Origin of the sequence: Amycolatopsis sp. NPDC051071 (assembly GCF_040682875.1) — a bacterium.
Taxonomy (GTDB): domain Bacteria; phylum Actinomycetota; class Actinomycetes; order Mycobacteriales; family Pseudonocardiaceae; genus Amycolatopsis.
Genome location: NZ_JBFBBY010000045.1, coordinates 22,097 through 34,903 on the forward strand (window position 1 = coordinate 22,097; position 12,807 = coordinate 34,903).

Annotated in this window: 12 protein-coding genes and 1 pseudogene; 10 read left to right on the forward strand and 3 right to left on the reverse strand. The window is 67.0% G+C overall.

Annotated elements, in window-relative coordinates:
- Window positions 1-30 precede the first annotated feature (30 nt).
- On the forward strand, window positions 31-339 hold the full coding sequence (locus tag AB0M65_RS17135; RefSeq protein ID WP_364028203.1) for a hypothetical protein: 309 nt from the start codon (window positions 31-33) through the stop codon (window positions 337-339).
- A complete protein-coding gene (locus tag AB0M65_RS17140; RefSeq protein ID WP_364028205.1) occupies window positions 326-907 on the forward strand; it encodes a hypothetical protein in 582 nt (193 codons plus the stop codon). The genes AB0M65_RS17135 and AB0M65_RS17140 overlap by 14 nt, the downstream gene beginning before the upstream one ends.
- Window positions 908-958: 51 nt before the next feature.
- On the opposite strand, the pseudogene AB0M65_RS17145 reads toward AB0M65_RS17140, so the two are convergent.
- Window positions 959-1,791: pseudogene (locus tag AB0M65_RS17145) on the reverse strand (MarR family transcriptional regulator).
- 290 nt (window positions 1,792-2,081) lie between these two features.
- Between AB0M65_RS17145 and AB0M65_RS17150 the strand changes: the two are divergent.
- From AB0M65_RS17150 to AB0M65_RS17160, 3 genes are all read left to right on the forward strand, one after another.
- Window positions 2,082-2,504 (forward strand): VOC family protein, encoded by a 423-nt coding sequence (locus AB0M65_RS17150; RefSeq protein ID WP_364028207.1) that lies wholly within the window; start codon window positions 2,082-2,084, stop codon window positions 2,502-2,504.
- 603 nt (window positions 2,505-3,107) lie between these two features.
- Complete coding sequence (locus tag AB0M65_RS17155) at window positions 3,108-3,839, forward strand: GAF and ANTAR domain-containing protein (protein WP_364028259.1); 732 nt, start codon at window positions 3,108-3,110, stop codon at window positions 3,837-3,839.
- Window positions 3,840-4,038: 199 nt separating this feature from the next.
- A complete protein-coding gene (locus AB0M65_RS17160) occupies window positions 4,039-4,434 on the forward strand; it encodes an STAS domain-containing protein (protein WP_364028209.1) in 396 nt (131 codons plus the stop codon).
- A gap of 232 nt (window positions 4,435-4,666) precedes the next feature.
- On the opposite strand, the gene AB0M65_RS17165 is transcribed toward AB0M65_RS17160, so the two are convergent.
- Complete coding sequence (locus AB0M65_RS17165) at window positions 4,667-6,772, reverse strand: catalase (RefSeq protein WP_364028211.1); 2,106 nt, start codon at window positions 6,770-6,772, stop codon at window positions 4,667-4,669.
- A 132-nt stretch (window positions 6,773-6,904) separates the two neighbouring features.
- Between AB0M65_RS17165 and AB0M65_RS17170 the strand changes: the two genes are divergently transcribed.
- The 5 genes from AB0M65_RS17170 (at window position 6,905) to AB0M65_RS17190 (ending at window position 11,218) form a co-directional block, all read left to right on the forward strand.
- Window positions 6,905-7,969, forward strand: a complete 1,065-nt coding sequence (locus AB0M65_RS17170) for an aromatic acid exporter family protein (RefSeq protein WP_364028213.1) — start codon at window positions 6,905-6,907, stop codon at window positions 7,967-7,969.
- Between the two features lie 81 nt (window positions 7,970-8,050).
- Complete coding sequence (locus tag AB0M65_RS17175; RefSeq protein WP_364028215.1) at window positions 8,051-8,860, forward strand: hypothetical protein; 810 nt, start codon at window positions 8,051-8,053, stop codon at window positions 8,858-8,860.
- Window positions 8,857-9,594 carry a metallophosphoesterase gene (locus tag AB0M65_RS17180; protein ID WP_364028217.1) on the forward strand — a complete coding sequence of 246 codons (738 nt, stop codon included), beginning with the start codon at window positions 8,857-8,859 and terminating at the stop codon, window positions 9,592-9,594. Before AB0M65_RS17175 ends, AB0M65_RS17180 begins: the two co-directional genes overlap by 4 nt.
- Window positions 9,591-10,262: a phosphate uptake regulator PhoU gene (locus tag AB0M65_RS17185; protein ID WP_364028219.1), complete on the forward strand. Its 672-nt coding sequence runs from the start codon at window positions 9,591-9,593 to the stop codon at window positions 10,260-10,262. Before AB0M65_RS17180 ends, AB0M65_RS17185 begins: the two co-directional genes overlap by 4 nt.
- Window positions 10,263-10,357: 95 nt before the next feature.
- Entirely contained in the window at window positions 10,358-11,218 is an 861-nt protein-coding gene (locus tag AB0M65_RS17190) for an alpha/beta hydrolase (protein WP_364028221.1), read from the forward strand.
- 59 nt (window positions 11,219-11,277) lie between these two features.
- Here the strand turns inward: AB0M65_RS17190 and AB0M65_RS17195 are convergent, their stop codons facing one another.
- Entirely contained in the window at window positions 11,278-12,459 is a 1,182-nt protein-coding gene (locus tag AB0M65_RS17195; protein WP_364028223.1) for a zinc-dependent alcohol dehydrogenase, read from the reverse strand.
- Between the last annotated feature and the right edge of the window lie 348 nt (window positions 12,460-12,807).

The window sequence follows — 12,807 nt, forward strand, 5'->3', positions numbered from 1 at the left end:
GTCCACAACGGACAGCAGCGAGGAGGTCCGATGAACGCGGAAGCCTTGCGTGCCGCGGTGGCGGGCGCCGCCGGAGTCACCGAGGCGTCGCTGCGGACCGCCGTGGCGGCGCGAGCCGCGGGCGGACCGCCTGTCGACGAGCCGTACGACGATCTCGCCCGGAAGATCGGTGAAGCCTCCTACCGGGTCACCGACGCCGAGGTCGAAACCGTCCGGCAAGCCGCGGGCAGCGACAAAGCCGCGTTCGAGGTCGTCATGTCCGCCTGCGTCGGGGCGGGGCTGACGCGCTGGGACGCCGCCACCCGTGTCATCGAGGAGGCGACCGATGCGCCTGGCTGAGGTCGAGCGCGGCGAAAACCTCCGCGGCCGGGCACTGATCCGGATCATCTCGATGGCACTGGGCGCACGGCTTCCCGATGCGGCCCGGGTTGCCTTCTACCACAAGGGTTTCGTCGGCTCCACCCTCGGCGCTTGGACGCACGAGGCCATGCGCGGACCGAGTGCGTGGTCCGTGGCCGAGCGGGAGCTGATGGCCGCGATGGTCGCCCAGTGGAACTCGTGTCCTTTCTGCGTTGGCGCCCATCGGGCCATCGCGGTGCGCGGTATGGACAAGACGATCGCGGACGCCTGCCTCGCCGACTACCACACCGCGCCCATCTCGGAGCCGCTGCGCGCGACGCTCGCCATGCTCGAAACGATGACCTCCCGCCCTGACGAACTGCGAGCCGCCCAAGCCCGAGCGGCGATGGCGGCCGGGGCAACCCGGCAGCAGCTGACGGATGCGGCGGCGGTCGCGGCCGTGTTCAACATCGTCACCCGCTACGCCAACGCCTTGGACTTCGCCATCCCGACCGACGCCGAGTTCGACAAGGCGGCGGTCATGATGCTCAAACGCGGCTACGCATGAGCCCGCCGTGCGCAAAACTGCCCAAGTGATCACCGTCGCGCTCCTGTCCCGCTACCACGGGTAAGCCTTTTGGAGTGCTGCTGAGATCGGTTCGAGGTCGGTGACAAGGCGGTCGAGTTCGCTCGGATGCAGTGCGTTGTACGGCGCCTCCGCGAGTCGGTCGGTCAGAGCCTCGACTCGTTCCTTCGTGGCCCGGCCGGCGGCGGTGAGCCAGCCGTCGGTCCCGACAAGGTCGCGGGCGCGCATACCGTCTATGACCGCGGTCAGCTGCGCGGCAGGCAGATGGTGAACGCGGCCGAACTCCTCCGCGGGTATGTCGACGGACAGGGCGTGGAGCACGTGGGCCTCGGTCCCGCCGACGCCCTCGGCCACCAAAGCGACGGTGTGGCCGTCGCCGCGGTGCTCGCGCAGCAGGGTGGCCGCATGCCACAGCCGGGCCACGGCTCCTGTGGGACCGGGAGCGTGCGGACGGCGGCGTAGAGGGCGCGTCCCTCCACAGGTGCGCTGGTCGCCGCTCTCAGCAGGAGGTCCCCGGCGCGCGCGACGCCGGGGTCGTCGGCGAGGTCACCGAGGATCCGCCGCATCCCCGCGACGCATCCCCGTTCGCGGGCGGCCAGCGCCGCCTCGGGTGTGGTCAGGTCCCAGACCCGCGGGAGGTGGCGTGCCACCTCGCCTGGGGCGAAGTTGTAGAAGACCGCGTGGACCACCTCGGCCGGCACCGTCCGGCCGAACGGCGCGGCCCGTCCGGCGAAGTAGGCATCCCACTGATTACGCAGGCCCAGCGCCATCAGGGCGTCATCCGACTCGTCGGCGAAATAGGGCACCATGCCGATCGGCTCGACCAGGTCGAACATGCGGCGGGCTACGGGCTCCGGGTGAGACATCTCATCCCCTGTGATCCTGGCGGTGCCCTCGTGGCGGCCGCTCACCTGCTCCACGAACGGATCACCCGGAATCCGACACCAAGGTCTCCCCAGTGACTGGGCCGCTCGGCCGGACAAACGACCCAAGGCGTCAGGGGGTCGGCGCGGCCTCTTCGGCACCAGCCCCGACACATCGATGACCGTGATCGCACTGTTATCGAAAATCACGACAGGAGGTGTCGTGATTCGGTGAGAACTTGATCTCGACGACCACCGGGAAGCCGAGGGGTCATCCAACGAGAGGGATTCAAGTGGGATCGCAGGTCAATCCGTGCATCACGTTCAACGGCAACGCGCGGCAGGCAATGGAATTTTACCGGCAAGTCTTCGGCGGCGAGTTGGAGCTGGGAACCATCGCGGACTTCGGTTCACCGGACGCGCCCAACGCCGACAAGGTCATGCACTCCCGCCTCGATACTCCTGCCGGCTACACGCTGATGGCATGGGACTTTCCCGACGACAGGCCAGGCCACCCGCCATACCGGCCGGGAAACAACGTCGCGATCTTCCTTGGCGGCGACGGCATTGAACTGCGCGAGTACTTCCAGAAGCTGTCCGAAGGTGGCACCGTCACCCTGTCGCTGGAAAAGCAGGCCTGGGGTGATGAGGCGGGATCGGTCGTCGACAGGTTCGGGATCACCTGGATGTTCAACATCAGCACGCAGCTTCAGTGATCGACAACCCAGTCAGCCTGTCGTAAACGACGCCACAACGTGCCTGGAGGCACGTTGTGAGTTGTGGGCGAGCACGGTGACCGGCCCGTTCGCCGGAGGCGCGGTCAGCACGAGGACGTGACTCGGCGTGCTTGAACTCCGCACATGCGTGCTCAGACACCGCACATGCGTGCTGGAACTTCGCACATGCGTGCTTGAAGCCGTCACTCGCGTGCTTGAACTTCGCACTCACGTGTGCGGGGTCTGAGCACGCGAGTTACGGCTTTAAGCACGCGTAATACGGCTTTGAGCACGCCTGGCACGCCTCGGTGACGCAAGATTTCGCCGCCTGTCCTGCTGGGTGTCGAGTGCCGTGCTTCCGGCGATGATCGGCAGGTGGGACACCGCGGGGCGATTGGCGGCGGGGGTGTCTCGGTGACGCTAGGGTGTGGGTGCTGAGGGTTTTCGTGCGTATCGGTCCGGCGGTGCGTCGCCTTCGCGGGTTGTTGACCTGTGGCGAGCGGTAGTGGGTCTTGTCGCCGGAGGAGGGCGTGGCGCGTCCGGTTCTTCGGTGTGCGGGCTGTGTCGTTCGGTGCGGCCGAAGGACGATGCGGCGTGAATGACATGCGGGATGGTGAGTGGCCTGAGGTGTTGGATGAGGTCACTGGCGCGCTGGAGACGTTGACCGCGACGTTGGGCAGTGGTGATGATTTCGCGGTGTTGTTGCGTCAGGTGTGTACGCAGGTGGTGCGTGCGGTGCCTGGGGTCGACGAGGCCACCATCACGCTTCTGACTGATGGTGCGCCGATCACGATCGCTACTACGAGTGAGGTGGTGGCGGCGTTGGATCGGGACCAGTACGCGGTGGGGGACGGGCCTTGTTTGCAGGCGGCGCGGACTCGGTCGTTGGTGCGGGTGTCGGTCAGTGAGGCTGGTCAGCGGTGGCCGGTGTTCGCGCGGGATTCCGCGGCGGCGGGATTTGGGAGTTTTTTGTCTTCGCCGTTGGCGATTGATGACGGGTACGCGGGTGCGGTGAATTGTTATAGCGCTTTGGGTCATGGTTTTGTCGAGCTGGATGAGAAGTTGCTGGAGCTTTATACCAGCGCGACTACCGCGGCGTTGCGTGCTTATAGTCGTTATATGCGGGCGCATGGCACGGTGGAACAGTTGCGTGAGGCGTTGGTGAGTCGTGCGGTGATTGATCAGGCCAAGGGCATTTTGATGGCGTTGCACAAGATTTCGGCGAAGGATGCTTTTGCTTTGCTGGTGGAGCGGTCGCAGCGGGAGAACATCAAGTTGCGTGAGCTGGCGGCCCGGTTCGTGACGCACGCCACCGGTGGTGAAGGCGCGGCCTGACCAGCCGGCGTTCCCGCCCCCGCCCCGCGCCGTTCTGCCGACGGTGGGGTGGTGGAGGGTGATCATCGGGGTTATGGTCAGGGTGCCGGTTGAGCCCGAGCCGACGTGCCGCCTGACTTATCCGTCCAGGCGAGCCGCCGCTCCCGGGGCGCTGCCTGCTCGCGGCGGCTGTCGCCGCGAGCAGCGCTGGAGCGTCGCAATGACACCAGACACCACATTCCAACCCGATCGCGTCTCCACCGATCCGCGAGGAACGCTGACCGTCCACCGCACCCGGTATCCCGGCGATATCGAAGTGCTCACCGTGTCCGGGGACCTCGACCTCGGTACGGTGCGGATCCTCGAACACCAGCTGTGGCTGGAGACTTCGCCCGGATTGGTTCTCGACCTCGGCGGAGTCATGTTCCTGTCGACCGCGGGAATCGGCTGCCTGCTGCGGGCCGCCGAACGCGCTCGCGCCGAACGGCGCCGGTTCGCGCTCGTGGCTTCCACCCATTCGGTGTCCAGAGTGCTACGGCGGCTCGGGGTCGACACGGCGCTACCGCTCTATCCCGGTCTCTGTGACGCTGTCCGCGAACTGTCCCAGGTGGGGTAGAGGAGGACAACAAGAGTGGGGGAGCCCGAGGTCTGGGGGCTCTATTGAGCGCGGAAACCCTCGGCTGCAGCCGAGACGGCCGCCGCTGGCCTACAAGGCTCCTAGGGCTGAACCAAGTGGGTTACCTCTATTCTACGTCCTTCGGTGTTCGACGGCGCGCCGGAGGGGACCCACTCTGGGTTGGTGGTGGTACCGCGGCGAGTCCGTCCACAACGACCAGCGCGGGCCGCCTCTACGCGGGAACCGAGTCCGTCTTCCGCACCCACGAGCGATGTTCGCCCAGCTGCGCGAGGAACGACGCGAAGAAGCCGTCGGGGAGGGTCTGCTCGGCCGCGGTGGTGGTGACGACTCCCTGGTCGATAAGGGTTTCCGCGCCATCGGCCAGTTTCGCCGTCACCCCGGCCCGGCGCAGCAGGTCCAGGCCCGAACCGAACCCGGCCACCGGCTTGCCGTGCTTGTAGGCCTCGCTGACGAAGTGCACCGCGTATCCGTCCCGTTCGAGGACGTTGATCGCGGCCGGACCACAAGGGACGACGACGGCGTCGTAGAGCACCGAAGCCATGGTGTTGAGCTGCCGGTCGGGCAGCAGTGAGTCCCCTTCGCCGCCAGGGCGGAGCTCGCGCTCCTCGGGGGCCAGTACCTCGACGATCGCGCCCTTTCCGGTCAGGACCTCGGCCAGGCGGCGGACGCCGATCGTGTCGACCCCGTCGGCGGCGAGGACGGCGATCTTGCGGCTGGTGACGTCGCCGGAAGGCTGGTTCAGCTGCGAAAGGGCGGGCGAGGTCCGGTCGTGATGCGGCGTGACCGGGGCGGCGGGCACGCTGACCCCGACACCCTCGGCCACCCGGGTCGCCAGTTCGTGGTCGACGTTGGTGAGCTCGGTGATCGTCCTCGCCCGGATCTCGCGGTCTTCGACCTTGCCCAGCTCGAACCGGAACGCCGCGACGATATGCTCACGTTCCACCGGGGACATGCTGTTCCAGAACAGGGTCGCCTGGCTGTAGAAGTCCTTGAAACTTTCACTGCGTTCGCGGATCTTGTGCCCTGAAACGGCTTCGGTGTAGTGCCGGAACACGCCCGAGTCGGCGATCGCCGGGCAGCCGCCGCCGAGTGAGTTGGGGAAGTAGCTCGTACGTCCCTTGTGGACGTTCTGCTGACCGTGCCCGTCCCGCTGGTTCGTGTGCACCTGCGCGATCGGCCGGTTCACCGGCAGCTGGGAGAAGTTAGGGCCGCCGAGGCGGATGAGCTGGGTGTCGAGGTAGGAGAAGTTGCGCGCCTGCAACAGCGGGTCGTTGGTGAAGTCGATACCGGGTACGACGTTCGCGGTGTGGAAGGCGATCTGCTCGGTCTCGGCGAAGAAGTCGTCGGGGTTGCGGTCCAGGACCATCCGCCCGACCGGCTGTACGGGCACCTGCTCCTCGGGGATGATCTTCGTGGCGTCCAGCAGGTCGAAATCGAAGTCGTGTTCGGCGTCCTCGTCGACCAGTTGCACCCCCAGTTCCCATTCCGGGAACTGCCCGGCTTCGATGGAATCCCACAGGTCACGCCGGTTGAAGTCGGGATCCTTGCCGGCGATCTTCTGGCATTCGTCCCACACCAGGGAATGCGTACCGAGGACGGGCTTCCAGTGGAACTTCACGAAAGTGCCCTTGCCTTCGGCGTTGACCAGCCGGAAGGTGTGCACGCCGAACCCCTGCATCATCCGGTAGCTGCGTGGTAGCGCGCGGTCGGACATCAGCCACAGCACCATGTGCAGGCTTTCCGGTTGCAGCGAGACGAAGTCCCAGAACGTGTCGTGCGCCGACTGCGCCTGGGGGATCTCGTTATGCGGTTCGGGTTTGACCGCATGCACGAAATCGGGGAACTTGATACCGTCCTGGATGAAGAACACCGGCATGTTGTTCCCGACCAGGTCATAGTTCCCTTGCCGGGTATAGAACTTCGTGGCGAACCCGCGAACGTCGCGCACGGTGTCGGCCGAACCGCGTGAACCGGCGACCGTGGAGAACCGCACGAACACGGGGATCTTCTCGCCGCTGGTGAGAAACTCGGCGACCGTGCGGTCGGCCAGCCAATCGTCGTAGGCCTCGAAATACCCGTAGGCACCGGCGCCGCGGGCGTGGACGACGCGTTCCGGGATGCGCTCGTGGTCGAAATGCGTGATCTTCTCGCGGGCGTGGAAGTCCTCGAGCAGCGTCGGGCCGCGGTTCCCGGCGGTCAGCGAGTCGTTCGTGTGGTCGACGCGGACGCCTTGCTGCGTGGTCAGCACGGAGTCACGGGGATCGACCCGGTCACCCTGGAGTTGCTCGTCCTTCGCGTCGTCTCGGTGCTGTGCCACAGGGCTGCCTTTCTCGGTGGTGGTGGTCGTCTTCCCACGGCTACCCCCGGGCCGCACCGGTAAACGGCGGACGCGAGGTGTCAGGAGACTCGTTCGGGGTATCCGAGTGCGAAGACTGCGAAGGAGGCGCGAATGACGGGGACGGCCGGGAAAGCGGAGCGGACGTCGCTGTTCGCCTGGATCGGCCGCGTGGTCCGGGTTCCGGGGGAGGAACGGCGAAATCTCGTCCAGATCACCAAGGCGGCGGTGGCGGCCGTGATCGCGTGGATCGTCGCGACCTCGGTCCTCCGGCTTCCGCAACCGTTTCTGGCGCCGTACGCGGCCGTGTTCCTGGTGCAGGCCACCGTTTACCGGTCCCTGCGTGGCTGGGTGCAGCAGGTCGGCGCGGTCACCGTGGGGGTGCTGCTCGCCGCGGGCGCCGGCCAGGTGATCCCGTCGGTGACGGTGGCCCTCGGGCTGGTCATCTTCGTCGGCCTGCTGATCGGCTCGTGGCGGGGCTTCGGCGACTCGGGGGTCTGGGTCGGGATCACCGGCATGCTGCTGATCTCCTATGGGAACGCGACCGAGCCCGTGCTGCTCGCCGACAGGTTGCTGGAAACCGCGCTGGGCGCGGCGATCGGCGCGGTGCTGAACGCGGTGGTCCTGCCACCGTTGCACGGTGAACGGCTGCGGACGGCGACGTCCCGGCTCGCGTCCGCCATCGGCGACGTCCTCGATGAGACCGCGGCCCTGGCCCGAGGCGGCGGGCCACCCGAGGCGGCCGACCGCCTACGTGACCGCCTGAACGACGTCCGCAGCCTGGCAACGGAGGCGGAGGACGCGATCGGCTGGACCAGGGAAGGCCGGTACCTGAACCTCCGGCGCCGCCGTGAGACCCGAGAAGAGCCGCTGGTCGATCTCGTCTCGCTGTGGCCGCTGCTCGCCCAGCTGATCGACGCGGTGAGCGCGGCCGTCCAGAGCGAACAGCCGTTCGGGCAGCCCGGGGAGTATGCGCACCGGGTAGTCGGCGAGTTGCTCGAAGCACTCGCCGAGGTAACCCGTTCAGGTGATCCCGAGAAGCTGGACCGGTGCCGGAAGCTGGTCGAGGAGGTCGACCAGCTGCTCGTCACGCCCAGGGACGAGGCCGCGACGTCGATTGGGCTCGGAGCGATGGCTCTGCCCGCCCGCCGCCTTGTCCAGCGGCTGGACGCGGATTAAGCCACCTCGACGGTGGGTAATCGTACCCATGGCCAGAAGCGGGAAGCGGATCGTGAGCACCGGTGCTACCGGGGAGAAGCCGTGAACGAGAAGGAACTGCTGCACACCTTGACCAAGGTAGTGTCTACTTTGGACGGTACGTCGGCACGGTTCGCGGTCGCGGGTGGGCTTGCCGTGTATGCGCGAGGCGGACCTCCGTCCCACCACGATGTCGACATCTTCCTCAAACGCGAGGACATTCCCGAAGCGGTGGAAGCGCTGGAAGCCGCCGGGCTGAGGCGGGTGCGTCCGCCGGAGGACTGGCTCACGAAGGTCTACGACGAAGACCGGCTGGTCGACCTGATCTTCCGGCCCAACCACCGGCCGGTGACCGACGAGATGCTCGACCGCGCTTCGCTGATGCGGATCGGGGCGACCGCCGCGCCCGTGCTCAACGGGACGGACCTGCTCGTCGACAAGGTTCTCGTGCTCAGCCCGCATCGCTGCGATTTCGGACCGCTGCTGCGGATCGCCCGCGACCTCCGCGAACAGGTCGATTGGCACCGGGTGGCCGAGGAGACGGCCGAATCGCCCTACGCCTGGTCGTTCCTGACTTTGCTCGCGGCACTGTCCATCATCGACGGAAAGGAGCTTCCCATGCCAGCGGAAGCACCCCAGTATCTGGTCGCCAGGCTGACCAGGGCGCTGGCCGAGGACCCCAGGACCGCCGAACTCGGCGTGCACGTGACGGTGCGCGGCGACCAGGTCCGGCTCAGCGGCGAGGTCGCCTGCGCGAACCGCAAGGCCGATCTCGAAGCGGTCATCTGCGAACACATCGCGGCCGAGCTGGTGCACAACGACGTCCGGCTGGCCGACGTCCGGGAACCGTCGCGCGCTGAGGAGATCCGATGATCAGGGTGGCCGCGGTCGGGGACGTCCATCTCGGTGAGGACAACCGCGGTCTGCTGCGGCCGTCACTGGACAACATCGCCGAACACGCCGACGTGTTGCTGCTCGCGGGTGACCTCACCCGGCACGGCACGCTCGAGGAGGCCAAGGTGGTGACCGACGAGTTCGCCGGCCTCGACGTCCCGGTGGTGTCCGTGCTGGGCAACCACGACTATCACTCCGACTCCGCCGAAGCGATCAGCGCCATGCTGGAGGACAGCGGTATCACCGTCCTGGAAGGTGCCGCCACCACGGTGAAACTGGAGGGCGGGACGGTCGGTATCGCGGGGGTGAAAGGCTTCGGCGGCGGGTTCGCCGGCAAATGCGGGAGCCGTTTCGGGGAGCGCGAGATGAAGGACTTCATCGAGCACACCATGGCGGCGGCGGGACGACTGCGGGCGGCGCTGGAAGGGCTCGAACACGAAGAGCCGGACCTGATCGTCGCGTTGACGCACTACTCGCCGATCCCCGGGACCCTGCACGGCGAACCACCGGAAATCCACCCGTTCCTCGGTTCATATCTGCTGTGCGAACCGATCGACGACGTCCACGCCGCGCTCGCGGTGCACGGGCACGCGCACTACGGCACCGAACAAGGCGTCAGCCCGGGCGGGGTCCCGGTGCGCAACGTCGCCCAGCCGGTGATCAGGGCCGCCTATACGACGTATGTCCTCGAACCGGCGAAGGCCTTGGCATGAGGGAACGATTCCGCGGCCAGCTGAGTGTGCTCGGCGAGCGGTTGTCGGATATGTGCGGCATGGCGTGTGAAGAGCTGCGCCTGGCCAACCGGGTCTTTCTCGACCGAGACGCGTCGGCCGTCGCCGAACTCGCGACGGTCGAGGCGCGGTTGAACGCGGCACGGACCGAATGCGAGGCGGACGCGCAGAAGCTGCTCGCCCTGCAGGCGCCGGTCGCGGGGGACCTGCGGACCGTGCTGGCGACGGTGTATTGCGCTGAGCGGCTGGAGCGGATGGGCGACCTCGCCCAGCACATCGCCGATCAAGCCGCGCGGGCGCCGGAGTTCGCGGTCCCCGAGGCACTCTCCGGGCAATTCGGAGAGATGGCCGGACTCGTCTGCTCGATGGCGGAAGACCTCGGCGCCGCGATCGCGGGCTCGACGGCCGAGGTCTTCCACTCGCTCGCCCGGTCCGATCAGCGCGTCGACGCGCTCTACGAGGAACTGATGGAGCTGGTGACCGGGCGCGAATGGACCGAGGGCGTCGCGCCCGCCATTTCGGTGACATTGCTGGCGCGGTTCTACGAGCGGTTCGCCGACCAGGTCGTCTCCGTGGCGCGGCGGGTGGATTTCGCGCTCACGGGGGAACTGCCCGCATCGGCTGAGCGAGACGCTCACGCCGGTTCCTGAGCCGTCTGGTGAACCGGGGCCGGGTGACCTTGCCTATGGCCCTGTCCGGCTCGGGTCGGGCAACTGGGACTTCCTCCGCTTCGAAGGACGGCGGGGTGTCCACGCAACGGAAGGAGCCCTCTTACGCCGACATCGACCCCTTCCGAAAGAGCGTCGATCGCAGCCAGCGTCAGGGACACACTGAGCCGAGCCGGTCGATCCGACGCCGCTTCGAGGTCCGGGAGTCCGATGTGGACGGAAGGCCCTGCTACACGATCCGGCCGCACGACGCCGGGATCGGCAGGCAGGTGCTGTACTTTCACGGCGGCGCCTACGTGCATCAGATCCAGCACGACCACTGGAAGTTCTTCGGGCGGTTGATTTCCCGCACCGGGTGCACGGTGACCGTCCCGATCTATCCGCTGGCGCCCGCTCATCAGTGCCCGGAGACCGTCGAGTTCGTCAGGCGGGCCTACGACAAGTTCGCCGCCGGACTCCAGCCCGAAGACCAGGTCGTGATGGGCGACTCGGCCGGTGCCGGGCTCGCGCTCGAACTCGTCAAGTCGTTGCGGGACGCCGGGCGCCCCGTGCCGAAGGAAACCGTGCTGCTGTCGCCTTGGCTGGATCTCACGATGAGCCATCCGGCGCAACCAGCGCTGGAGCGGCGCGATCCGTATCTCGCGCTCACCGGTCTGGATGAGGCCGCACGGCTCTACAGCGGACCGTTGCCGCGTACGGATCCCCGTCTCAGTCCTCTTTCCGGTGATCTCACCGGTCTCGGGAACTTGACGGCCTACACCGGGACCCGCGATGTGCTGCTCACCGATGCCCGGCGGCTCCGGACGCTCTGTACCGAACAGGGCGTGCGGCTCGGGTACCACGAATTCGAAGACATGATCCACGCCTGGATGATCGCCGCGATTCCCGAGGCGACAATCGCCGTCGAGGAGATCGCCCATCTCGTCGATCGCCCCTGAAAGCCGTCGCCCCTCCCGCTTCCGCGCGGAGGTATCGATCTCCAGTACTGGGCCCAAGATCAGGGCCGGAACAGTACTTTCACCGCGCCGTCTTGCTTCTTCTGGAACATCTCGTACGCCTCAGGAGCCTCGGTGAGTGGCACGTGGTGCGTCGCGAAGGTGTCGACGCCCAGCACGTCGTCGTCATCGAGCAGGGGCAGGATGTCGGGTACCCAGCGGTGGACGTTGGCCTGCCCCATGCGCAGCTGGATTTGCTTGTCGAACATCTGCAACAGGGGCATCGGGTCGGCCATGCCACCGTAAACGCCCGAGAGGGAGATGGTGCCGCCGCGGCGAACGATGTCGATCGCCTGGTAGAGCGCCTGCATCCGATCGACGCCTACGGTCTGCATGAGTTTCGCGGCCAGCGGATCGGGCAAGAATCCGGTCACCTGCTGGGCCAGTTTGCCGATGGGGGAGCCGTGGGCCTCCATGCCGACCGCGTCGATCACGGAGTCAGGTCCGCGGCCACCGGTCCGTTCGCGGATCGCGTCACCGAGTTCGTCGTGCTCGCTCAGGTCGAGTGTTTCGACGCCGCGAGCCTTGGCCCGGGCCAGACGTTCGGGGACGCGATCGACGCCGATGACGTGCCCGGCGCCGCGATGAAGCGCGATCCGCGCGGCCATGTCCCCGATGGGGCCGAGGCCGAGCACCACGACGGAGCCGCCGTCCGGTACATCGGCGTATTCCACGGCCTGCCAAGCCGTCGGCAACACGTCGGACAAGAACACGAACCGATCGTCCGCCGGCCCTTCCGGCACCTTGATGGGCAGCTTGTTGCCGAAGGGCACTCGCAGGAATTCTGCTTGCCCGCCCGGAACCTGGCCGTACAGCTTCGTGTAACCAAAGAGGGAACCACCCATTCCCTGATCGCGCACCTGGCTCGTTTCGCACTGCGAATGCAGGCCCTGGCCGCACATGAAACAGGAGCCGCACGACACATTGAACGGCACGACCACCCGGTCACCCGGCTTGACCGCCGTCACCTCGGAGCCCACCTCCTCGACGACACCCATCGGCTCATGGCCCAAGATGTCGCCCGGTTCGAGAAAAGGGCCGAGGATCTCGTACAGATGAAGGTCGGAACCGCAGAGGCCGCTCGAGGTGATCCGGACGATCGTGTCGTCCGGCTTGTGCAACCGCGGGTCCGGCACGGTCTCGACCCGTACGTCCCGCTTGCCCTGCCAGGTCAGCGCCTTCATTTCTCCTCCTTGAACTCAACGCGTGAGGCTCCCTTTCCCGGTATTCCCGGTGAGGGGCGCCCCAAACAGGCCGGAGACGGCGACAGGAGAAGCATCGCAAGGGACCCTGGACGCCTCGAGGCGTCCAGGGTCCCTGGGTCGGGTTCATCATTGTCAACCGGCCGTGAGGCCGACCTCATGTATCCGCGATACCCCGTCCGAGAAAAGGACGACGCGGAGATCGCTTATCCGTAACCGAGAACCACCTGCCAATCTGATGGGACTGCGGTACCCGCGCGGCGCTCTTTCCCGGCCGCTGCGGGCGATCCAATGATGTGCCGTTCCCTTCTTCCGGTATTTCCTTACCCT